Here is an 18,735-nt window from a genome sequence, read left to right on the forward strand (position 1 = left end):
TATTTTTCTTATCCGCTCATCATTATATCATTAATTACTCTTTTGTCGTATCATCAACGATATGAAAAAAGGCATATCGGATAGACGGTGTGTATGCTGTTGAATCTTCGTAAGACCAATACCTCATCCGGCTGTCATAGGACTGGGCGTTGACAAGCGGCATATTGCCTTTATCCTTCGCCACCACAATCGTTGTGTGATTAAACCGGCCGTCTCCTTCAAAGTCATAGCAAATCACATCACCCGGCACCAGCTCTTCCGCTGATTTTACACGCACCGCCCGAAGGCCAGCCTTCGAATTCGTCAAATACATTTTCATCGAGTGAGCCACCGTCCAGCTATAGCTCCAAGAGCTTTGTTTCATCCACCAGCCAGACCCTCTGTTCGGATGGCCTCGCATTGGTGCTCCCCCTGCATGAAGACACTGAGAAATAAAATTCGTGCAATTATCGCTGAAATTTTTATAAGCCGGATTACGCTTGTTCCAATATTTTTCGGCATATTGTACCGCTCCGAGCCTGTCATATTGAAAAGCTCGGCCAAACGCCTCCCTTTCTTCCTGGGAATAGTCAATAATGCTTTGGCCTTCACTAAATCCCGCCGGTTTTCTTTTCACTTCCTGGTCCTTAATCAGAATTTGATCATAAAGGAAAGCGACTCTTTCTTCTATATGCTCTTCCATATACAGAGTGTCATCCTGCTCCTTGTATAAATATTCGAAGTGTATGATATACCTGATGCAGGTGGTTCCGTCATCCTCAACCTGCACATTGTCAATCACAGCTTTTGCTTTCGCTTTTATCATCTCAATCTTACGTTTTTCCAGAAGCTTCTTCTTACGTTCCATGACTTCCAGGTCTCCGACTTGAGGCTCCTGTCTTAGATCATGCCCGTTGACCAGATAGCTAAGACGCTCCTCCGCTAGTTGTTCTAATATGTGCTTCAAGTTCACCCCACCCGACATACTTTTTTATAGAGAAAAAACACTTGGCTGCATCTCAAGTGTTTTTTCCTTCTGCTCTATACGTATGTCAGGACAAGACTTATTTAGTCATGCCGGCTTTTAGCAATTCAATTCCTTTTTCAATTTCCTGCTTTGCTTCTTCATCTTTTTCTTTTTCCAGTGCTTTTTCAAGCTCCTCCGCGTATGCGTTGTCTCCGATTTTCCCGATCGCCCAGGCAGCCGTTCCCCTAATTACCGGTCGCGGATCCTTATGCATAAGCTCCGTCAGTTCAGACAGTGCGGAGGTGTCTTTAAAGTGGGCAAGCGCCAGAATCGCATTCCGTTGAATCGGTTTTTTTCCGCGCCACGAGCCTGAAACATGTCCGAATTTCTCTTTAAATTCACGGTTGCTGATGGTTAAAAGCGGCTTCAATAACGGTTTTGCAATCTCAGGATCCGGTTCCATTTCAGGATGAAGATGAAAATCCTTCCCTTTATTGATTGGACATACCGTTTGGCACGTATCGCATCCATACAGGCGGTTTCCGATTTTCGTGCGGAATTCATCCGGCAAAAATCCTTTTGTCTGGGTCAGAAAAGATATACAGCGCTGAGCGTTAAGCTGCCCAGGGTTCACAAGCGCTCCCGTCGGGCAAGCATCTAAACATTTGGTGCATGATCCGCACATATCCTCAATCGGGACATCCGGTTCGAAAGGTATATTTGTAATCATTTCCGCCAAATACACATAAGACCCGTACTCCGGCGTTGTAATCATACAGTTTTTGGCGCTGAACCCAATTCCGGCCCGTTCCGCCACTGCCCGATCAGACAATTCACCCGTATCGACCATTGATTTTGTCCTGATATCCTCATGCTTGCTTCTCAGAAAATTCTCCAGAAGATCGAGCTTTTCCCGCAGGACGTCATGATAATCCTTTCCCCAGGAGGCTCTGCAAAAAATGCCTCTGCGCTCAGTTCGCGTGCTTCTTGGCGCATCCTTCATTCTCGAAGGATAAGCAAGCGCAATGGCCACGATTGATTTCGCTTTCGGCAAAAGCAGCGTTGGCGTCACTCTTTTTTCAATATCAGGCTCTTCAAAACCGGAAAGATATCCGAGTGACTCCTGAAGAATCAAACGGTCTTTTAAACTGTCAAATGTATCAGCGGTCGTAAAACCAATCTTGTCCACGCCAATGCTTTTTGCGTATTCAATTAATTCTTCTTTCAGCTGATAAACGTTCATGTTTTGCACAGCCTCCTTTCTTTGTGATAAAACAATAAGCCGTTGTATAATAGGTTGATATCCCGTAATTGGAGTGAATGCATGTGAATATCAAACTTGATCCTGTTATTACTGAACGTGCGGCAGGAATAAATGCAGCCGCTGTGATATATGAAAATATTGAAGTCGGCTCCTCTCCGCAAATGCTGAAAGGCAGACTTCGTTTATTTCAAGAGTCTCTGTTTTTTGACTATGCGGACGGCGGAATTTCCAGCCAGCCTTTTGTAAAAGAATGGAAGACAATCTTTAAGCAGCTGGACCCTTCATTCGAGGGAGAAAAAACGCCGATGGAGCAAATGCTGATCCCGATATCCAAAGAACAATTCATGGAAAGCGAGGATTCAGCCCATGATACCATACATTTTTTCGCGTTAAAATATTCTCTTCCCATTATGATCTATGATGCCGACAAGCTTCAGGAGCCAGTCCGGATTTCAATAGGAGAAAAAGATAACATACTGATTTATTCTGATGAAAACGGTGTTTTCGGCGATTTCAAAAACAACGTCAATCAAAAACCCGTCACAGCAGATACAAAAAGCATGCTGCAAATCATCTTTTTCCCGCCATCGATTGAAAAAGAAAACGCCGTTAACCTTTTAACATCATTAACGAAAATGTTTGAACAAATTCACGGCGGCGGCCATACAGTACATTGGCTTACGTAAAAGAACACGAGATTTCGTGTTCTTTTTTACATAAAAAAACGCAATACTTCGTTTATCTGAGAAACGAAACACTGCGTTAATAACGTATGTATGGAGCGGGTGATGAGAATCGAACTCACGACATCAGCTTGGAAGGCTGAGGTTTTACCACTAAACTACACCCGCATTTGTGATTGTCGGTGTCAGCACCGCTTTGACTTTTATTATGTTACACGTTTATTAAATTTTCGTCAAGGGAATATAAAAAATTTGTCGAAAAAAATTTTTCTTTTTGCAATGTTGTTAAGTTACATTTACATACTGTTAAATAAACTATACAATGGAAGAAAGTGAGAATGTGAAGGTGGCATACGTCATGATGAAAAATAAAGTGAAAGAGCTCAGAGCGCGATTCAGCTATTCTCAGGAAAAACTCGGAGAAACGGTCGGCGTCACGAGACAAACGGTAGCAGCAATTGAAAAAGGAGACTATGTTCCCTCACTGTTATTAGCATTAAAAATCTGCAAAGCCTTCTCCATGAAAATGGAGGATGTCTTTTGGCTAGAGGAGGAAGACTAATATGGGCATGAAAACAAAAGCAGCATTTCACCTCGTTTTGTTCGGCCTTGCATGCTGGACACTGATTGCATACTTTGAAGCTTCGGAAGGCATTGGAGCCTTTTTCAGCACAAGGAACGGCCAGATGATGTTTGAAATAAACATCACCCCGTTTATTCTCTTTATTGCGGCAGCTGCGGTTTATATGTATCTACAAAAGAAAAGCCGGCCTGCGTCAAAAAATCTCCTGCTGCCAGATGAATTTGAGGAACAGGATGAAAGAGAGCAGATGATGACGGCAAACGCCTGCCGTGCGTCATATATCGCCGTCTACTTTTCACTGCCTGCCGCCGCTGTCCTGCTCATTTTTTATCCCCTGTTTCAATCACACATTCCCTTTTTCCCTATTATTGTTGTGTTTATCATCATGATCATTCAGCACCTATCCTACGTCATTTCCTTCAAGAAAAATGAAAAAAACTCCGGCGCGATGTAATCGTGTCCGGAGTTTTTTCTTACCAGCTTGCTTTTTTCACACCAGGAATGTGGCCTTTATGCGCCAGCTCCCTAAAAGTAATTCTGGACATTTTAAATTTTCTCATATATCCTCTCGGGCGGCCCGTTACCATACAGCGGTTATGGAGTCTTCCAGGTGCTGAATCTCTCGGCAGCTGACTGAGGGCTTCGTAATCTCCTTTTGCCTTTAACTCCTGTCTAATAGCTGCATATTGTTCAACAAGCTTCTGGCGTTTCAATTCTTTTGCCACTTTTGATTTCTTAGCCAAGAAATAACCTCCTTTAAATCGTAATGTTTACGATTTAAAATGTATCATGTTGTATTCTAAAATGCAAGCACATCGCTCAGTAAATCAGACGGTCTAAGCCGTCCATTCTATTTATGCAATTCAACATAATAAAGCAGAACATCTTTATGTTTGATCAGTTCATTTTTGTTTTCAGAGGTTTTCATTGTACCGTTAGAATCTTTTATACTGCTGCCGATCAATACAGGTTTTCCGAAAGAAATTGGCTCCGCTGTTGATATATTCTGAGTCATTTCCTGTGTAGTGCTGACGTCACGCTGAAACGATGAAGCAGCCGTGCTGCTCCCTTGTTCATCAACAATGCCAAAGTGAATGGTGCTCATTTTTTTCTTCTCTTCCTCATTCTCAAAATAAACAAATTGTAATGTATTGGGATTTCCTTCCGTGTAATCAGCAGTTACCGGACCTATCGTTTCAACAAGCTTTCCGTTTTGGTAATGTTCAATGTACATGTCCGCCTCAGAAATGCTTTCGTTGATATTCGTCACTTCCGCAGCGAATGAATGAGGAGCCGCAATCTTCATTCTGTTTTTTTCAATATCTGAAACATCCGCCTCTTTGATTTCCATGTGCTTCGTATCTCCGCATGCAGACAGCATAACCATCAGAGAAAAGGCACTAATAAGTATTCTCATAAAAACAGCCTCCTTTTTTGATTATCATACCATGCTCGGAGGCTGTGTTTTCACTTAAACTGATGCTTGATTCTCTTTGACAAAATAAGTGTTTCCGACGGCTTCTCCTCTTTTTTTCTGAAGCTTCCTTGTCCGCTCATTTTCGAACGGCAAAAGCGGAAAGACGAGCTCTGCAAAATAGTACGCTTCTTCTAAATGAGGGTAGCCGGAAAAAATAAATGATTCAATGCCAAGGGCCTGGTACTCCGCTATACGGTCGGCAATGGTCTGCGGATCTCCGACAAGAGCCGTGCCTGCCCCTCCTCTGACCAGGCCGATACCCGCCCACAGATTCGGGCTGATTTCAAGCTTTGTCCGATCGCCTCGATGAAGCTCCGCCATCCGCCTTTGACCCGAAGAATCAGCACGGCGCAAAGCGTCCTGTGCTTTGGCAATCGTGTCATCATCCAAATGGCTGATTAAACGCTCAGCCGCTTCCCACGCCTCATGTTCTGTTTCTCGTGCGATCACATGCAGCCTGATGCCGAACCGTACTGTTCTTCCCTCTTTTTCCGCTTGCTTTTTGACTCTCTCAATCTTTTCTTTTACCTGCTCAGGAGGCTCCCCCCACGTTAAATACACATCTGTATGCTTTGCCGCGACTTCAATTCCAGCCTGTGAGGATCCGCCGAAATAGATAGGCGGGTGGGGTGCTTGCCGCGGCGGGAATAGCAGATTGCTGTTTTCCACTTTTATATGTTTTCCTTCATAGGTAACCGTTTCTCCGCGCAAAAGCCCCCGCCAAACAGTTAAAAATTCGTCCGTTGCTTCATAGCGCTCATCATGACTGATAAACAGTCCGTCCCCGGCTAGCTCGTACGGATCGCCCCCTGCGACAACATTAATCAAGAGCCGTCCATCTGAAATGTGATCTAAGGTAGAGGTCATTCTGGCTGCAAGAGAAGGCTGCATTAACCCGGGCCGTACCGCTACTAAAAACTTTAAGTCTTTTGTTTCTCCCGCTAACGCCGAGGCGGTGAGCCAAGGGTCCTCGCACGATCTTCCCGTTGGCAGTAGGACTCCTGTATACCCCAGCCTGTCAGCGGCCTGCGCCACTTGTTTAAAGTATTCATGATCCGCCGTCCGTCCATCGCTTTCCGACCCTAAATACCTTGCGTCTCCATGCGTCGGAATAAACCAAAGAATGTCCATATCACTCTCTCCTTTTCGTCTATTTTCCCTCGTAACTGTTTCTCCACTTTAATAGCTTTCGTTCTAGCAGCCTGACAAAAGAATCCGTCAGCTTTCCAACCACCGCAAAAATGATAATCCCGGCAAACACTTTATTCGTTTGTGAGAATTGTCTGGCATCCATGATCATGTAACCGACCCCAGAACTCGAACCCATCAGCTCCGCTACAACAAGCCCAAGCCATGCAATACCTAGCGATAAACGAATGCCGAGCAATATATTAGGCAGGGATGCCGGCACAATCACTTTTGTCATCTGCTGATGCCATTTAAATTCAAGCACCCGGGCAACTTCGAACAGCTTAGCGTCAACTCCGCGAATGCCGTTAAATGTATTGATATACACAGGGAAGAAAGCGCCGAGCGCAATCAGCAAAATTTTAGATATTTCATCAAAACCGAACCATAAAATAAACAGCGGCGTGACAGCCAGATGCGGAACGGTTCTGAGCATTTGCAATGATGGGTCAAGATACAATTCCGTCCGTTTAGAGAATCCGGCCAAAATACCGATCAAAAGTCCAAGCCCCGCACCAAGTACAAAACCAAGCGCTGCGCGGTATATACTGATTTGCAGATGGCCAAAGAGCTCGCCTGTCAAAATGAGTTCTTTAAACGTCAGCAAGATCGCAACAGGAGTAGGGAGCACTGTCGCCGACACGATGCCAAGACTGCCAATCACCTGCCAGATGGCTATGAGCACAGCAGGCAGCAGAAGCCCCTTTGCCCACCCGTATTTGATTCTATGGGGCTTTCTTTGTATCGCTTCAGCATTTGCTTTCGGCAGTGAACCTGCAGCCTCTGCTTTCATGATGGATCACCTCCAGAGACGTTTTCCTTTAACGCTTTTTTGATAAATGAATTATCAACAACTTCTCTCACATCAATTTTCTTATCTATCGCTTTTGTTTTAAATTGAAAATCCGCTGTCACCTGCTGCGCTTTTATAATGTCTTCACGAATAACCTCATTCAGAGGCTCCGTATTTTTCAGCACATTTTCTACGACCTTTTTATCGAGATCTTTTATTTTTGCATACAAGTCAGCCGCTTTATCCGGATGTTCCTTTTGCCATACAACCGCCTGGTTAAAAACCTTCAGAAAACGGACCACTTCGTCTGGATGTTCCTTAGAGAATGTTGTTCTCACTAATGTAAACCCTGGTGAATATAAATCGGTGCTTTCACCATTCACAAGAAGTTTTGCTCCGTGTTTGATTGTTTCTAAGGATAGGTACGGCTCCCAGATGGACCATGCGTCAACCGAACCGTTTTCAAACGCAGAGGCCGCTTCATCAGGCTGCAGGTGAATAATCGTCACGTCATCAGCTGACAAGCCTGATTGATTAAGCGCTTTATACAAAAAGTCAAAGCCGCTGCTGCCTTTTGCAACAGCAATTTTCTTTCCTTTTAAATCTTTGACCTCCTTAATCCCGCTGTCTGGATTGACAAGTATGCCGTTCGCCTTTAATCCATCCTGAGACAAGCCGATTTCTTTAAAATCAATGCCTGCCGCCTGCCCAGCGATCACTGGTGAATTGCCGACTTGAGAAAAGTCAAGTTTATCTGCTGCAAGCCCTTCAAATTGTGGCGGCCCGCTTTGAAACTCCACCCATTTCACCTTGATGCCTTCTTTTTCAAAAGCCTCTTCAAACCAGCCTTTTTCCTTGGCGATTAAAAGCGGGCTTAAGCTTTGCTGTATTCCGATCCGTATTTCTTTCAATGGTTTTTTGTCACCGCTGGCTCCATTTGCTCCGCATCCTGCCAGCAGAAAAAAAATAGACGCCAATACAACGATTCCTTTTTTCATCTCTGCTTCAGCCCCTTCTATATCCCTGATCCTTCTGCATACTCAACGTCTTCTGTTTTTTCGAATTCCGACAGCACTTTCTGTCTAATCACTTGGAAATCAGGCGTCGTCCTGTTTCGGGGATAAGCCAGATGAATTGGCATCAGCTTATGAATTTTTCCCGGTTTGGCTTTTAGGATCGCAACCTCATTCCCTAAGTAAACAGCTTCATCTATATCATGAGTGACGAGTATCATCGTTGTTTTTTTCCTCCGCCATATATCCAGCAGCACGTCTTGAAGGTGTTTTCGAGTAAACGCGTCTAACGCACCGAACGGTTCATCCAAAAGCAGCACCTCCGGCTCCCGCAGAAGAGCCCGTGCGATGGCCACTCTTTGAGACATACCACCCGACAGCTCACGCGGATATGCTTTCTCTGATCCTTTTAATCTGACAATCTCGATCAGTTCATCTACCTTTTGTTTGACTTTTGGATCTTTCAAATTCAAATCGGCGGCAATATTCTGCTCAACCGTCAGCCAAGGAAAGAGACGGTGTTCCTGAAAAATAAATCCTTGCTGAATACCGGGTGCAGTCACATGCCGTTCGTTAATTTCGATACTCCCGCTAAAATCAGAATCAAGTCCTGCAATTATCTTTAAAAGTGTGCTTTTCCCGCATCCGCTCGGTCCGATGAGCGTTAAAAACTCACCCGGTGCAATTGACAATTGAATATTCTCCAAGACCGCAGTTTTGCGGCCTTCTTGAGCAAACGCTTTTTCCTTGATACTGATGGTCACAGCCACTTTTATCCCTCTCCTTCTGCCAACCCCGCCTTCTAAAAAAACAAAAAGGCCCCCATCTCTGTTTTTTGTAGAGATGAGAGCCTTCGGCGGTCCGATCAGCTGCCCAATTGTTTTTTTGTTTGAATATCATGTTAATTCAAATTATTCCGATATGTCAACTCTTTTTTATTCACCATTTTTTGTATTACTGTTTATCACTTACTTTTCATATTCGCAAATAGGGCTTTTTTCTTTGAACCCTAGATCATCTCTATTTAGCTTTTCTGACAAAGGTTTTCTGCTTTTTTTAATAGTTTTTATCGCATTATAGAAATAATTATTTTATAATCATTATAAAATAATATTGACTTTTTACTTAGAGATGATATTATTTTCTTATAAATTCCAAGAGGTGATGACATGAGTTCCAATAAACTGACAACTAGCTGGGGCGCTCCAGTTGGAGATAATCAAAATTCAATGACTGCCGGTTCTCGCGGACCAACTTTAATCCAAGATGTACACTTACTCGAAAAATTGGCCCATTTCAACAGAGAACGTGTTCCTGAGCGTGTCGTACACGCCAAAGGTGCGGGTGCACACGGTTATTTTGAAGTGACAAACGATGTAACAAAATATACAAAAGCTGCTTTCTTATCAGAAGTCGGCAAACGCACACCTTTGTTCATCCGTTTCTCAACAGTTGCCGGTGAACTTGGCTCTGCTGACACCGTTCGCGACCCGCGCGGATTTGCCGTTAAGTTTTATACGGAAGAAGGAAACTATGACATCGTCGGTAACAATACGCCGGTATTCTTCATCCGCGATGCGATTAAGTTCCCTGATTTTATCCATACACAAAAAAGAGATCCAAAAACACACTTGAAAAACCCTACTGCTGTATGGGATTTCTGGTCACTTTCACCGGAATCTTTACACCAAGTGACGATCCTGATGTCTGACCGCGGAATTCCTGCTACACTTCGCCACATGCACGGGTTTGGAAGCCATACATTCAAATGGACAAATGCCGAAGGCGAAGGCGTATGGATCAAGTACCACTTTAAAACAGAACAAGGCGTGAAGAACCTTGATGTGAAGACAGCAGCAAAAATTGCCGGTGAAAACCCGGATTATCATACAGAAGATCTGTTCAACGCAATCGAAAACGGCGATTTCCCTGCATGGAAATTATATGTGCAAATCATGCCTTTAGAAGATGCAAATACGTATCGCTTCGATCCGTTTGATGTCACAAAAGTATGGTCTCAAAAAGACTATCCGCTCATTGAAGTCGGCCGCATGGTTCTTGACAGAAATCCGGAAAACTACTTTGCCGAAGTAGAACAAGCAACATTCTCACCTGGAACACTGGTCCCCGGTATCGATGTATCACCGGATAAAATGCTTCAAGGGCGTCTGTTTGCGTATCATGATGCGCATCGCTACCGTGTCGGAGCAAACCACCAAGCCCTGCCGATCAACCGCGCACGCAACGAAGTAAGAAACTATCAGCGTGACGGACAAATGCGCTTTGACAATAACGGCGGAGGCTCAGTCTACTACGAGCCAAACAGCTTCGGCGGACCGACTGAGTCACCTGAGGATAAACAAGCGGCTTATCCAGTACAAGGAATGGCTGACAGCGTAAGCTACGATCACAATGATCACTACACACAAGCCGGCGATCTCTACCGTTTAATGAGCGAAGAGGAACGCACCCGCCTTGTAGAAAATATCGTAAATGCGATGAAACCGGTAGAAAAAGAAGAAATCAAACTCCGCCAAATCGAGCACTTTTACAAAGCTGATCCTGAATACGGAAGACGCGTGGCAGAAGGCTTAGGTTTGCCGATTAAAAAAGAAGTTTAATAGCATAGAAAAACACCCGCTGTTTATTCAGCGGGTGTTTTACATAGATTTATGGATTGCCGTATGCTTCTCGTCAATCTTCATATAAATTTTCTCCATTAACTCCTCACTATTCATTATCTCCCGCTTGTTCTGTTCAATAAGAAGTGCCAGCGGCAGCATCTGATTGCCATATGTTTTTCGTTTTCTGAAGTGTCTTCTCCCTTTCTCTTTTTTGGTTCCCATCATTTCTCCCTCCTTTAAAAATAAAAAGGCCCTTATCTCAAAAGATAAGAGCCTTCGGTGATCCGATCAGCAAATGTTGGAAATATATATTAGCTATATTAAAACGTATTCAATTTGGCCTGTCAATCTCTTTCTATACTGTTACTTATAAAGTTTGCTGCCTTGTTTTACAAATTCCTCGGCTTTTTCTTTCATGCCCTCTTGAATGGCATCCCACTCATTGAGCTCTTTGTCTTTGGCATAATCACGGATATCCTGAGAAATTCTCATGCTGCAAAATTTCGGCCCGCACATCGAACAGAAATGAGCCGTTTTCGCCCCTTCGGCAGGCAGTGTCTCATCATGGTATTCAAGTGCTCTTTCAGGATCAAGCGACAGGTTAAATTGGTCTCGCCAGCGGAATTCAAAGCGGGCTTTTGATAAAGCGTCATCTCGTATTTGCGCTCCCGGATGCCCTTTTGCAAGGTCAGCCGCATGCGCCGCAATTTTGTATGTAATAACCCCTTCCCGCACATCTTCACGGTTTGGCAGCCCTAGATGCTCCTTCGGCGTTACATAACAAAGCATAGCCGTTCCATACCAGCCGATCATCGCCGCTCCGATCGCTGATGTAATGTGGTCATAGCCCGGTGCAATATCCGTCGTCAGCGGCCCTAGCGTGTAAAAAGGCGCTTCTTTACAGATTTCCATTTGTTTATCGACGTTCTCCTTGATTTTATGCATCGGTACATGACCAGGCCCCTCTATCATCACCTGAACATCATGCTTCCAGGCAATTTGCGTGAGTTCTCCGAGCGTCTCTAATTCAGCAAACTGCGCTTCGTCATTAGCATCGGCAATTGATCCTGGGCGAAGCCCGTCTCCAAGAGAAAAGGCAATATCATACGTTTTCATAATTTCACAGATTTCTTCAAAATGAGTATACAGAAAGCTTTCCTGATGATGAGCCAGACACCACTGTGCCATAATCGCTCCTCCGCGTGACACAATTCCCGTTGTCCGTTTAGCGGTTAGCGGTACATATCGGAGCAAAACACCCGCATGAATCGTGAAATAATCCACACCCTGTTCAGCCTGCTCAATCAGCGTGTCACGGTAGATTTCCCACGTTAAATCCTCCGCTACACCGTTTACTTTTTCAAGCGCCTGATAGATCGGCACAGTGCCAACCGGAACCGGGCAATTTCTGATAATCCATTCACGCGTCGTATGAATGTCTTTCCCCGTGGAAAGATCCATCATCGTATCTGCTCCCCAGCGAATCGCCCACGTCATTTTTTCCACTTCTTCTTCAATCGAAGACGTAACCGCTGAATTTCCGATATTCGCGTTAATTTTCACATGAAAATTCCGGCCGATAATCATTGGTTCACTTTCTGGATGATTAATATTTGCTGGAATAATCGCCCGGCCGCTGGCTACCTCATCTCTCACAAATTCGGGAGACACATGCTCACGAATAGCGATAAACTCCATTTCAGGTGTAATAATCCCCTTTTTCGCATAATGCATTTGAGTGACATTTTGGCCCGTTTTCGCCCGCAGCGGTTTCCGCTTTAAGCCGGGATAGCTTACATTAGGGTTAGCTTTTTTATAGCCGTTGTCTTCTGGCTTCACAGCACGTCCCTCGTATTCCTCAACATCGCCGCGCCCTGTAATCCACCTGTGGCGTAGCGGTTTTAAACCTTCTTGAATATTAATCTTCACATCGGGGTCCGTATACGGTCCGCTTGTATCATAAACACGAACCGGTGCGTTTTCCTCTTCGCCGAATGATCCTGTCGTCGGACTAAGTTCAATTTCTCTCATCGGCACTTGAATATCCGGCGATGCACCCTCTACATATACTTTTTTACTCCCCGAAAAACTCGACATAATGGAAATGTTGGCTTGCTGCACTGAATGATTTTGCATTACTTATCCTTCCCCTCTCTTTGTTTGAAAGGACAAAATCAAGCCCATAACCAGCACAAAAAACCGGATTCAGTTGAATGAACCCGGTTACAGTCAGAAAGAAACATATTATTGCACAGTATACGGCAACAATAAAAACAATTCCTCTACTTCCCCACGCTGGTACGAACCAGATCAGGTCCAAAGGGTTAAGAAGCATATCTTCTCTCTCAGCCCGCTAGCGGGCACCCCTAGTAACTATTAATTTCCCACTTATCGTATCACAAAAACAAACTGAAAAAAAGAGGAATGTATAAAATATTCAGCATATTCAAGACAAATATGTATTCGGCAATGCTGTTTCAGAGATACCATTTTCATGAAGCACCACCTTATACGCATTTGCATGAGATCTTGAACTTACAGCCTGAAAAAACTGGTCATCAATAAAGTGAAGAGCTGCTCCATCATCCGCTGCATAACCGTTGCTCAACGCTTTTTCTAATATCAGGCGATGATATGAAGGTCTCCGATCCTTCTCCCCATCATAATGAGGACAAAAACTGCCTTGCAAAAAACCTAAGCTTTTCAAGCCGGTCAGCGGTCCGGCAGAATCCGTCACTCCTTCTTCAAACCAGCAGATCGCACCGGCACTTAGTCCCGCCAAAATAGTGCCGTTCTCCCAAGCTTCTCTTAATATATGATCCAGTCCCCACTCCTTCCACAGCACAAGCAAATTTCTTGTATTTCCTCCACCGACATAAATCACATCTTTCTCCAAGATAAAGGAGGCTAAATCTGTTGTCGGCGGCTTAAACAAAGACAAATGAGACGGGTCACAATCAAGCTGTTGAAAAGCATGATAAAACCGCTGGACATAATTCTCAGCATCCCCGCTTGCCGTTGGCAGAAAACAAATGCGAGGTGAGGGCTGCTTTGACTGATTTATGATAAATTGATCAAGAACCAGATGATCTGGTTCCATTGAAAAACCCCCGCCGCCCATCGCAATAATTTGTTTCATCATCCGACTCCCCCAAGAAAATATTTTATCCATTATAGCACTTTCGCATAAAAGCATGAGACAAGGCAAAAATACCTTTGAACCAGGAGGTGACCGAAAAAATGGAACAAGACCGTTTGGCAAACCACGAAACAGTTGATTTACACGAGATTCTCAACTTCAAAACCGTATGTTTACTTAAATCAAAAATGATGCAGGGACTGGTGTTCGATCAGGAGCTGAGAGCCCTTATGGAGAAGGATGTACAGCAGTCTGTACGGGACGTAACTGAACTTCAGAGCCTCTATCAAAAGGCCCCGACAATAACAGGAGGTGACTATCATTGAACGATTTCTTAGACCCGAAAAACGCAAAAGGCATGCCTGACCTTGCTGATTCAGCACTCGCCCTTGATTTCTTAATTTCCGTAAAAACCGGCATCAAAAATTATGCTGTCGCCATCACGGAAACCGCAAGCCCAGAACTCAGAACAGCATTGCGCAATCAATTGGACGCCGCTATTTACCTGCACGGCGAACTATCACAGCTCATGATGGAAAAAGGCTGGCTTTTCCCTTCTGACTTGGACAAACAATTTCAAATCGATATGAAATCAGCACAAACAGCCATTGATATCGCCGGGCTAAAACTTTTCCCTGATAACACGAACCGTCTCGGAACATTCGCAACGCCCGATCACTAAATAATAAGGAGACATCATGAATGAAAGCTGTTACGTATCAAGGCATTAAAGACATCCGCGTCAAAGAGGTAAAAGCGCCAGAAATCAAAAAACCTGATGATATCATCGTCAAACTGACAACCACAGCAATCTGCGGCTCTGACTTACACCTAATTCATGGCATGGTTCCCAATTTCCCTGAAGATTATATCATCGGCCATGAACCAATGGGCATTGTGGAAGAAACAGGCCCCGACGTTCACAAGGTCAAAAAAGGCGATCGTGTCATCATACCGTTTAACGTCAGCTGCGGCGAATGTTTCTTTTGCAAAAACCAGCTTGAAAGCCAATGTGACAATTCAAACGCAAATGGCGAAATCGGCGCTTATTTTGGCTATTCAGACTCAGCAGGCGGCTATCCCGGAGGCCAGGCTGAATACATGCGAGTCCCCTATGCTAACTTCACTCCCTTTAAACTGCCTGATGACTGTGAAATAGAAGATGAGAAATTAGTATTGCTTTCAGACGCTATGTCGACTGCCTATTGGAGCGTTGACAACGCAGGAGTAAAAGAGGGAGATACCGTCATTATTCTCGGCTGCGGTCCAGTCGGGCTGCTCGCGCAAAAATTCGCATGGATGAAAGGCGCCAAAAGAGTCATTGCAGTGGATTATGTAGACTACCGCCTTCAGCACGCCAAAAAAACAAACAATGTAGAGACCGTTAATTTCGAACACTTAGAAAACGCCGGATTATATTTGAAAGAAATCACACAGGGCGGAGCAGATGTCGTCATCGACTGTGTGGGAATGGACGGCAAAATGTCCCCGCTTGAATTTCTCGCCACCGGTGTTAAAATGCAAGGCGGAGCCATGGGTGCATTAGTAACGGCGGCACAGGCTGTCAGAAAATGCGGCACAATTCAAGTGACAGGTGTGTATGGAATGAGATACAATGCATTTCCATTCGGAGACATCTTCCAAAGGAATGTAAATATCAGAACCGGGCAAGCCCCTGTCATTCATTATATGCCGTACCTGTATGATTTGATTGCTTCAGGTAAAGTAGATCCGGGCGACATCATCACACATGTTCTGCCGTTAGATCAAGCAAAGCACGGATATGAGGTGTTTGATACGAAAACAGACGGAGCTATCAAAGTGCTTCTGAAACCATAAAAAAAGACGGTCTCTCATTTTGAGAAACCGTCTCTTTATTTTATTGCTCCACTCTTCTTAATGCTTCGTTTACTGTTTCTTTTATAAACGCATCTTCCCCGGTCAAACTGTCTAATCTGAGTTCGCCGCTTCTCAGTCTTTCTGAAAGATTGTTAATGTCCTCCTCGACTGTGATTTGCAGCTCACCAGCTAAAAACATTCTATGTAATTCATCAGCGACCATCGTTTCTTTATTCATTCATGTCTCCTCCTTTACTCAAGCATCAATTTTAGTCTGTCCCTCAGATAAACGATTATAGGAAAAAAGGTTCATTTATTTTGAAATAAATGAACCTTTTTTCCTTCTTCCCACGTATAACTATTGAGAAAAAGAAAAAGGGGAAGATCAACATGTCATTTTTCAAGAAACTTGCAGCAAGTGCCGGCATCGGCGCAGCAAAAGTCGATACCATTTTGGAGAAAGATGCGTATTGTCCAGGAGAAGAAGTCCGCGGAACTGTACATGTAAAAGGCGGGAAAATCGCCCAGGATATCCGTTACATTGACTTACAGCTCAATACAAAATATGTCATTGTAAAAGACGATGAAGAGCACCGGAAATACGCAACAATTCATTCTGTTCGGGTAACTGGTTCATTCACCATTCAGCCTGGAGAAGAACATCAATTTCCGTTCTCCTTCATCCTGCCTCTTGATACACCGATTACGGTAGGAAAAGTAGAAGTCGCAGTAGTGACAGACCTTGACATTCAAGGCGGTATTGATAAATCAGATCACGATCGTATCTTTGTAGAAGCACATCCTTGGGTTGAAAATGTGTTAGAAGCAATTGAAAACCTTGGCTTCCGTCTTAACGAAGCAGACTGTGAACAGGCATCTTATTTCCAGCGCCGCCTACCTTTCGTTCAAGAATTTGAGTTTATTCCAACATCAGGCTATTACCGTCAGATGCTTGATGAATTAGAGCTTATTTTTCTTTTAGAGGAAGACGGTTTAGAAATTATTTTCGAAGTCGATCGCCGGGCAAGAGGCCTGCGAGGATGGCTGGAAGAGATGTATAATGACGGAGAGCAGCTCGTACGTGTCCGTTTCAGACAATCAGAGCTTGATGATATCGAACAACTTGAAGAGGTATTAGAAGAGATCATCGACCAATATGCTGAGTAAATAACAAAAAGGAGTCTATATTAAGCATAGGCTCCTTCTTTTAATAAAAACAGAACCCTGTTTCTTACTTATGTAAGAAACAGGGTTCTATTGGATACCGGTGGTCGGGGTCGAACCGACACTCCAGAAGGAACACGATTTTGAGTCGTGCGCGTCTGCCAATTCCGCCACACCGGCAAGTTTTACGTCGTATCTAACCGACGAATATAAATATATCATGGATACGATAAAGTGTCAATGAATTTTAAAAAAGTTTTTTTGGAAATATAATAATAAGTAGCTAAAGCAATTTTCTATGATATGCAGCCCAATGCTTACATCGAGATATTCATAAAATAAAAAAATGATCTACTTATGTAGATCATTGATATGATTAGCTTCATTATATTTTCAAGCACAAACACCAATTTAACTTATCAAGTAAGTAAAATTGGTGCCGAGGGCCGGACTTGAACCGGCACGGTAGTCACCTACCGCAGGATTTTAAGTCCTGTGTGTCTGCCAATTCCACCACCCCGGCAAAAGAAAGGCGACACCCGGATTCGAACCGGGGATAAAGGTTTTGCAGACCTCTGCCTTACCACTTGGCTATGCCGCCGTAATTGGAGCGGAAGACGGGATTCGAACCCGCGACCCCCACCTTGGCAAGGTGGTGTTCTACCACTGAACTACTTCCGCATCTTAAGGGACTTAATACATTATATGCAATTGATATAAAAAATGAGACTGGGCTAGCTGGATTCGAACCAACGCATGACGGAGTCAAAGTCCGTTGCCTTACCGCTTGGCTATAGCCCAATGATAATATGGGGCGATTGATGGGAATCGAACCCACGAGTGCCAGAGCCACAATCTGGTGCGTTAACCACTTCGCCACAACCGCCATAATCTCAAGATGTCATAAATTTGGCAGGGGCAGTAGGAATCGAACCCACACCGGAGGTTTTGGAGACCTCTGTTCTACCGTTAAACTATGCCCCTATAAATGGTGGAGGGGGGCAGATTCGAACTGCCGAACCCTGAGGGAGCGGATTTACAGTCCGCCGCGTTTAGCCACTTCGCTACCCCTCCACATTAAGTTTTGAAAAAACAGTGCCGGCAAGAGGACTTGAACCCCCAACCTACTGATTACAAGTCAGTTGCTCTACCAATTGAGCTACACCGGCATAGGTGGTGGCTCGGGACGGAATCGAACCGCCGACACACGGATTTTCAGTCCGTTGCTCTACCAACTGAGCTACCGAGCCTTATTATATAAATGGCGGTCCGGACGGGACTCGAACCCGCGACCTCCTGCGTGACAGGCAGGCATTCTAACCAACTGAACTACCGGACCAATTAAATTTGTTTGCACCCTTTGGGCGCTCCTTATTTAAAAGGATATATTTTTTGGTTGCGGGGGCAGGATTTGAACCTGCGACCTTCGGGTTATGAGCCCGACGAGCTACCGAACTGCTCCACCCCGCGATGATAATGGTGGAGGATGACGGGCTCGAACCGCCGACCCTCTGCTTGTAAGGCAGATGCTCTCCCAGCTGAGCTAATCCTCCATCATATAATGACCCGTACGGGATTCGAACCCGTGTTACCGCCGTGAAAGGGCGGTGTCTTAACCGCTTGACCAACGGGCCCAGACTTTCAATTGTGATTATGTATAAATATCAGTGGCGGAGAGCAAGGGATTCGAACCCTTGAGACGGAGTTGACCGCCTACACGATTTCCAATCGTGCTCCTTCGACCACTCGGACAGCTCTCCAATAATGGCTCCGCAGGTAGGATTCGAACCTACGACCGATCGGTTAACAGCCGATAGCTCTACCACTGAGCTACTGCGGAATGAAGTCTGCCTGGCGATGTCCTACTCTCACAGGGGGAAACCCCCGACTACCATCGGCGCTGAAGAGCTTAACTTCCGTGTTCGGCATGGGAACGGGTGTGACCTCTTCGCCATCATCACCAGACAATTTCAGTGACATTTAACATTATACTATGTATATCTTGAAAAGTCAAGAGTTTTT

At 44.6% G+C, this 18,735-nt stretch carries 20 protein-coding genes, 17 tRNA genes, 1 rRNA gene and 1 riboswitch; of the genes, 8 read left to right on the top strand and 30 right to left on the bottom strand.

The annotated features are described in order from the left end of the window. Window positions 1-34: 34 nt before the first annotated feature. Window positions 35-964 (bottom strand): amidase domain-containing protein, encoded by a 930-nt coding sequence (locus V6D42_RS10070; RefSeq protein ID WP_333513108.1) that lies wholly within the window; start codon window positions 962-964, stop codon window positions 35-37. 79 nt (window positions 965-1,043) lie between these two features. Continuing rightward, window positions 1,044-2,189, bottom strand: a complete 1,146-nt coding sequence (gene queG, locus V6D42_RS10075) for a tRNA epoxyqueuosine(34) reductase QueG (RefSeq protein ID WP_333513109.1) — start codon at window positions 2,187-2,189, stop codon at window positions 1,044-1,046. Window positions 2,190-2,272: 83 nt separating this feature from the next. Between queG and V6D42_RS10080 the strand changes: the two genes are divergently transcribed. Beyond that, the gene (locus tag V6D42_RS10080; RefSeq protein ID WP_333513110.1) at window positions 2,273-2,896 is read left to right on the top strand and encodes a hypothetical protein; all 624 of its coding nucleotides are present in this window, start codon (window positions 2,273-2,275) and stop codon (window positions 2,894-2,896) included. 91 nt (window positions 2,897-2,987) lie between these two features. Here V6D42_RS10080 and V6D42_RS10085 read toward each other — a convergent pair. After that, window positions 2,988-3,061 (bottom strand) — tRNA-Gly (locus tag V6D42_RS10085). Between the two features lie 193 nt (window positions 3,062-3,254). On the opposite strand from V6D42_RS10085, the gene V6D42_RS10090 reads away from it, so the two are divergent. Both V6D42_RS10090 and V6D42_RS10095 read left to right on the top strand, forming a co-directional pair. Continuing rightward, complete coding sequence (locus tag V6D42_RS10090; protein WP_010333491.1) at window positions 3,255-3,455, top strand: helix-turn-helix transcriptional regulator; 201 nt, start codon at window positions 3,255-3,257, stop codon at window positions 3,453-3,455. A 1-nt stretch (window position 3,456) separates the two neighbouring features. Further along, window positions 3,457-3,930, top strand: coding sequence for a hypothetical protein (locus tag V6D42_RS10095; RefSeq protein WP_333513111.1), 474 nt, complete (start codon window positions 3,457-3,459; stop codon window positions 3,928-3,930). Window positions 3,931-3,949: 19 nt separating this feature from the next. Here the strand turns inward: V6D42_RS10095 and rpsN are convergent, their stop codons facing one another. The 6 genes from rpsN to V6D42_RS10125 all read right to left on the bottom strand — a co-directional run bounded on the left by rpsN (window position 3,950) and on the right by V6D42_RS10125 (window position 8,717). Next, window positions 3,950-4,219, bottom strand: a complete 270-nt coding sequence (gene rpsN, locus V6D42_RS10100; RefSeq protein ID WP_326192492.1) for a 30S ribosomal protein S14 — start codon at window positions 4,217-4,219, stop codon at window positions 3,950-3,952. Window positions 4,220-4,326: 107 nt separating this feature from the next. Next, window positions 4,327-4,857, bottom strand: a complete 531-nt coding sequence (locus tag V6D42_RS10105; RefSeq protein WP_333513143.1) for a hypothetical protein — start codon at window positions 4,855-4,857, stop codon at window positions 4,327-4,329. 90 nt (window positions 4,858-4,947) lie between these two features. Further along, window positions 4,948-6,084: an FMNH2-dependent alkanesulfonate monooxygenase gene (ssuD, locus tag V6D42_RS10110; protein WP_333513112.1), complete on the bottom strand. Its 1,137-nt coding sequence runs from the start codon at window positions 6,082-6,084 to the stop codon at window positions 4,948-4,950. Between the two features lie 19 nt (window positions 6,085-6,103). Next, window positions 6,104-6,937, bottom strand: coding sequence for an ABC transporter permease (locus V6D42_RS10115; RefSeq protein ID WP_268504951.1), 834 nt, complete (start codon window positions 6,935-6,937; stop codon window positions 6,104-6,106). Continuing rightward, complete coding sequence (locus tag V6D42_RS10120) at window positions 6,931-7,932, bottom strand: aliphatic sulfonate ABC transporter substrate-binding protein (RefSeq protein WP_333513113.1); 1,002 nt, start codon at window positions 7,930-7,932, stop codon at window positions 6,931-6,933. The genes V6D42_RS10115 and V6D42_RS10120 overlap by 7 nt, the downstream gene beginning before the upstream one ends. A gap of 17 nt (window positions 7,933-7,949) precedes the next feature. Next, a complete protein-coding gene (locus V6D42_RS10125) occupies window positions 7,950-8,717 on the bottom strand; it encodes an ABC transporter ATP-binding protein (protein ID WP_333513115.1) in 768 nt (255 codons plus the stop codon). Window positions 8,718-9,116: 399 nt separating this feature from the next. Between V6D42_RS10125 and katA the strand changes: the two genes are divergently transcribed. Beyond that, entirely contained in the window at window positions 9,117-10,568 is a 1,452-nt protein-coding gene (gene katA / locus V6D42_RS10130; protein ID WP_105955244.1) for a catalase KatA, read from the top strand. A gap of 39 nt (window positions 10,569-10,607) precedes the next feature. Here katA and V6D42_RS10135 read toward each other — a convergent pair whose 3' ends face one another. From V6D42_RS10135 to V6D42_RS10145, 3 genes are all read right to left on the bottom strand, one after another. Continuing rightward, window positions 10,608-10,793 (bottom strand): FbpB family small basic protein, encoded by a 186-nt coding sequence (locus V6D42_RS10135; RefSeq protein ID WP_333513116.1) that lies wholly within the window; start codon window positions 10,791-10,793, stop codon window positions 10,608-10,610. Between the two features lie 141 nt (window positions 10,794-10,934). Further along, window positions 10,935-12,707: a phosphomethylpyrimidine synthase ThiC gene (gene thiC, locus V6D42_RS10140; RefSeq protein WP_333513117.1), complete on the bottom strand. Its 1,773-nt coding sequence runs from the start codon at window positions 12,705-12,707 to the stop codon at window positions 10,935-10,937. Window positions 12,708-12,841: 134 nt separating this feature from the next. Beyond that, window positions 12,842-12,949, bottom strand: a riboswitch (TPP riboswitch). Window positions 12,950-13,017: 68 nt separating this feature from the next. Beyond that, on the bottom strand, window positions 13,018-13,710 hold the full coding sequence (locus tag V6D42_RS10145; RefSeq protein WP_333513144.1) for a Type 1 glutamine amidotransferase-like domain-containing protein: 693 nt from the start codon (window positions 13,708-13,710) through the stop codon (window positions 13,018-13,020). A 101-nt stretch (window positions 13,711-13,811) separates the two neighbouring features. Here V6D42_RS10145 and V6D42_RS10150 point away from each other — a divergent pair, with 101 nt between their 5' ends. Genes V6D42_RS10150 through V6D42_RS10160 form a run of 3 tightly spaced genes read left to right on the top strand, consistent with a single transcriptional unit; the run spans window position 13,812 to window position 15,549 of the window. Beyond that, the gene (locus V6D42_RS10150) at window positions 13,812-14,036 is read left to right on the top strand and encodes a hypothetical protein (protein WP_024120670.1); all 225 of its coding nucleotides are present in this window, start codon (window positions 13,812-13,814) and stop codon (window positions 14,034-14,036) included. Continuing rightward, window positions 14,033-14,392, top strand: coding sequence for a spore coat protein (locus tag V6D42_RS10155; protein ID WP_211090770.1), 360 nt, complete (start codon window positions 14,033-14,035; stop codon window positions 14,390-14,392). Before V6D42_RS10150 ends, V6D42_RS10155 begins: the two co-directional genes overlap by 4 nt. 20 nt (window positions 14,393-14,412) lie before the next feature. Beyond that, a complete protein-coding gene (locus V6D42_RS10160; RefSeq protein WP_333513118.1) occupies window positions 14,413-15,549 on the top strand; it encodes a zinc-dependent alcohol dehydrogenase in 1,137 nt (378 codons plus the stop codon). A 40-nt stretch (window positions 15,550-15,589) separates the two neighbouring features. Here the strand turns inward: V6D42_RS10160 and V6D42_RS10165 are convergent, their stop codons facing one another. Further along, on the bottom strand, window positions 15,590-15,787 hold the full coding sequence (locus tag V6D42_RS10165) for a hypothetical protein (protein WP_010333477.1): 198 nt from the start codon (window positions 15,785-15,787) through the stop codon (window positions 15,590-15,592). A 152-nt stretch (window positions 15,788-15,939) separates the two neighbouring features. Between V6D42_RS10165 and V6D42_RS10170 the strand changes: the two genes are divergently transcribed. After that, on the top strand, window positions 15,940-16,716 hold the full coding sequence (locus V6D42_RS10170; RefSeq protein WP_333513120.1) for a sporulation protein: 777 nt from the start codon (window positions 15,940-15,942) through the stop codon (window positions 16,714-16,716). Window positions 16,717-16,811: 95 nt separating this feature from the next. Here V6D42_RS10170 and V6D42_RS10175 read toward each other — a convergent pair. The 17 genes from V6D42_RS10175 to rrf all read right to left on the bottom strand — a co-directional run bounded on the left by V6D42_RS10175 (window position 16,812) and on the right by rrf (window position 18,678). Continuing rightward, a tRNA-Leu gene (locus V6D42_RS10175) sits at window positions 16,812-16,893 on the bottom strand. A gap of 254 nt (window positions 16,894-17,147) precedes the next feature. Then, window positions 17,148-17,236, bottom strand: a tRNA-Leu gene (locus V6D42_RS10180). Between the two features lie 7 nt (window positions 17,237-17,243). Further along, window positions 17,244-17,314, bottom strand: a tRNA-Cys gene (locus V6D42_RS10185). 5 nt (window positions 17,315-17,319) lie between these two features. Beyond that, window positions 17,320-17,394, bottom strand: a tRNA-Gly gene (locus tag V6D42_RS10190). A 48-nt stretch (window positions 17,395-17,442) separates the two neighbouring features. Beyond that, window positions 17,443-17,514: transfer RNA gene (locus V6D42_RS10195), tRNA-Gln, on the bottom strand. A gap of 9 nt (window positions 17,515-17,523) precedes the next feature. Then, window positions 17,524-17,599, bottom strand: a tRNA-His gene (locus V6D42_RS10200). A 24-nt stretch (window positions 17,600-17,623) separates the two neighbouring features. Further along, window positions 17,624-17,697 (bottom strand) — tRNA-Trp (locus V6D42_RS10205). A 5-nt stretch (window positions 17,698-17,702) separates the two neighbouring features. Beyond that, window positions 17,703-17,787: transfer RNA gene (locus V6D42_RS10210), tRNA-Tyr, on the bottom strand. A 22-nt stretch (window positions 17,788-17,809) separates the two neighbouring features. Beyond that, a tRNA-Thr gene (locus V6D42_RS10215) sits at window positions 17,810-17,882 on the bottom strand. A gap of 5 nt (window positions 17,883-17,887) precedes the next feature. Further along, window positions 17,888-17,963: transfer RNA gene (locus V6D42_RS10220), tRNA-Phe, on the bottom strand. 12 nt (window positions 17,964-17,975) lie between these two features. Further along, window positions 17,976-18,052: transfer RNA gene (locus V6D42_RS10225), tRNA-Asp, on the bottom strand. A gap of 54 nt (window positions 18,053-18,106) precedes the next feature. Further along, window positions 18,107-18,183: transfer RNA gene (locus V6D42_RS10230), tRNA-Met, on the bottom strand. A gap of 7 nt (window positions 18,184-18,190) precedes the next feature. Further along, a tRNA-Val gene (locus V6D42_RS10235) sits at window positions 18,191-18,266 on the bottom strand. Window positions 18,267-18,275: 9 nt separating this feature from the next. Continuing rightward, window positions 18,276-18,347, bottom strand: a tRNA-Glu gene (locus V6D42_RS10240). Window positions 18,348-18,381: 34 nt separating this feature from the next. After that, window positions 18,382-18,473 (bottom strand) — tRNA-Ser (locus tag V6D42_RS10245). Between the two features lie 5 nt (window positions 18,474-18,478). Continuing rightward, window positions 18,479-18,553, bottom strand: a tRNA-Asn gene (locus V6D42_RS10250). 9 nt (window positions 18,554-18,562) lie between these two features. Continuing rightward, a 5S ribosomal RNA gene (rrf, locus tag V6D42_RS10255) occupies window positions 18,563-18,678 on the bottom strand. Window positions 18,679-18,735 lie beyond the last annotated feature (57 nt).

This window comes from Bacillus sp. 0909A (genome assembly GCF_036765115.1).
Taxonomy (GTDB): Bacteria; Bacillota; Bacilli; order Bacillales; family Bacillaceae; genus Bacillus; species Bacillus mojavensis.

Bases quoted from the DNA above. Each gene is read 5' to 3' on its own strand.
- V6D42_RS10070 (WP_333513108.1), bottom strand. From the start codon at position 964: ATGTCGGGTGGGGTGAACTTGAAGCACATATTAGAACAACTAGCGGAG.
- queG (WP_333513109.1), bottom strand. From the start codon at position 2,189: ATGAACGTTTATCAGCTGAAAGAAGAATTAATTGAATACGCAAAAAGC.
- V6D42_RS10090 (WP_010333491.1), top strand. From the start codon at position 3,255: ATGAAAAATAAAGTGAAAGAGCTCAGAGCGCGATTCAGCTATTCTCAG.
- V6D42_RS10095 (WP_333513111.1), top strand. From the start codon at position 3,457: ATGGGCATGAAAACAAAAGCAGCATTTCACCTCGTTTTGTTCGGCCTT.
- V6D42_RS10105 (WP_333513143.1), bottom strand. From the start codon at position 4,857: ATGCTGTCTGCATGCGGAGATACGAAGCACATGGAAATCAAAGAGGCG.
- ssuD (WP_333513112.1), bottom strand. From the start codon at position 6,084: ATGGACATTCTTTGGTTTATTCCGACGCATGGAGACGCAAGGTATTTA.
- V6D42_RS10120 (WP_333513113.1), bottom strand. From the start codon at position 7,932: ATGAAAAAAGGAATCGTTGTATTGGCGTCTATTTTTTTTCTGCTGGCA.
- katA (WP_105955244.1), top strand. From the start codon at position 9,117: ATGAGTTCCAATAAACTGACAACTAGCTGGGGCGCTCCAGTTGGAGAT.
- V6D42_RS10135 (WP_333513116.1), bottom strand. From the start codon at position 10,793: ATGGGAACCAAAAAAGAGAAAGGGAGAAGACACTTCAGAAAACGAAAA.
- thiC (WP_333513117.1), bottom strand. From the start codon at position 12,707: ATGCAAAATCATTCAGTGCAGCAAGCCAACATTTCCATTATGTCGAGT.
- V6D42_RS10145 (WP_333513144.1), bottom strand. From the start codon at position 13,710: ATGAAACAAATTATTGCGATGGGCGGCGGGGGTTTTTCAATGGAACCA.
- V6D42_RS10150 (WP_024120670.1), top strand. From the start codon at position 13,812: ATGGAACAAGACCGTTTGGCAAACCACGAAACAGTTGATTTACACGAG.
- V6D42_RS10160 (WP_333513118.1), top strand. From the start codon at position 14,413: ATGAAAGCTGTTACGTATCAAGGCATTAAAGACATCCGCGTCAAAGAG.
- V6D42_RS10165 (WP_010333477.1), bottom strand. From the start codon at position 15,787: ATGAATAAAGAAACGATGGTCGCTGATGAATTACATAGAATGTTTTTA.
- V6D42_RS10170 (WP_333513120.1), top strand. From the start codon at position 15,940: ATGTCATTTTTCAAGAAACTTGCAGCAAGTGCCGGCATCGGCGCAGCA.